The following is a 1,179-nucleotide window of genomic DNA, read 5'->3' on the forward strand; positions in this document are numbered from 1 at the left end:
CTTGTCGGTCTTCAACATCATCCCGCTCAGCCTCGCCACCCTGGCGGCACTCGTGGGCATTGCGGCTATCGTGCTGCTTTACCTGCCCGCGGCAGCGCCGTATTTCCAGAAGCGGCAGCCCTTTGCCAACCCCTATGGACAGCCCGGAGCCCCCTTCGGGAAGTAGCTTCGCCAGGAACCCACCCAGTGGGGTACCACTCAGCGGGCGCGGGAACCGGAGGGCTGGCCGATCTTAGTCGGCGTCTTCCGGGTCCTGCGCCCTCTGTGCGTGGTAGGCCAGAATCTGCAGTTCCGTTGCCATGTCCACCTTGCGGAGGTTGACTCCCGGGGGGACCTGCAGCATCACCGGCGCGAAGCTGAGGATGCTCCGCACGCCGGCGGCTATCACCCGGTCGCAGACGTCCTGGGCCACCGCCGCGGGCAAGGCGAGGACCACCATGTTGGCACCGGTACGCTGCAGTACCGGCTCAAGGTCGGCGGCGTCGCTGACCCGCAGCCACCCGACTTCACTGCCCACCACCATCTGGTCGGCGTCGAAAATCGCCACAATGTCAAAGCCTCGAGACTCGAATCCGCCGTACCGGGCCAGGGCTTTGCCGAGGTTGCCCGCACCGACGATCGCGACTTTCCAGTCGTGCGTCAGCCCGAGGGCAGCGGCGATGTTGCGGTTGAGGTACTGGACCTCATAACCGACACCCCGGGTTCCGTAGGAGCCGACATAGGAGAGGTCCTTGCGCAGCGTCGAGGAACTGACTCCGGAGGCCTCGGCCAGCGACTCGGACGAGACCCGGTCCACCCCGTCAGCCAGCAGCGTGGTCAGGGCGCGCAGATAGATGGTCAGCCGGGCCACGGCCGCGGGCGGAATCTGTTTGGCCGCAGTCCCGGCTCCCCCGGGGACAGGCCCGGGAGATGAATCCAGCGAAGTCACTATCTGCTCCATTGCGTCGCGTTGTGCTTCCCACTCTAGAGCCCCCGCGCATCACGCAACAAAGCACCCCGCCGTCAGGAGGGCTGGTCGAGGATCCGTTGCAGGGTCCGGGTCAGGCGGGCCTCGTCGATCTTCCAGAAATCCCGCTGGACGCCGTCGACCAGCACCACCGGGATCTCCTCGGCGAAGCGTTCCCGCAGCCCGGCGTCGTCGTCCACCGATTTTTCCGACCAATCTAGTCCGAGCGCAGC

At 66.3% G+C, this 1,179-nt stretch carries 2 protein-coding genes; both read right to left on the reverse strand.

All coding sequences use genetic code 11. The features are described from left to right. Window positions 1-232 precede the first annotated feature (232 nt). A complete protein-coding gene (locus tag LQV45_RS34170) occupies window positions 233-928 on the reverse strand; it encodes a redox-sensing transcriptional repressor Rex (protein WP_079555510.1) in 696 nt (231 codons plus the stop codon). Window positions 929-1,002: 74 nt separating this feature from the next. After that, on the reverse strand, window positions 1,003-1,179 hold a 177-nt coding region (locus LQV45_RS34175; RefSeq protein WP_230012301.1), incomplete at its 5' end, for a glutaredoxin family protein.

The organism is Microbacterium sp. Bi128, assembly GCF_918698205.1.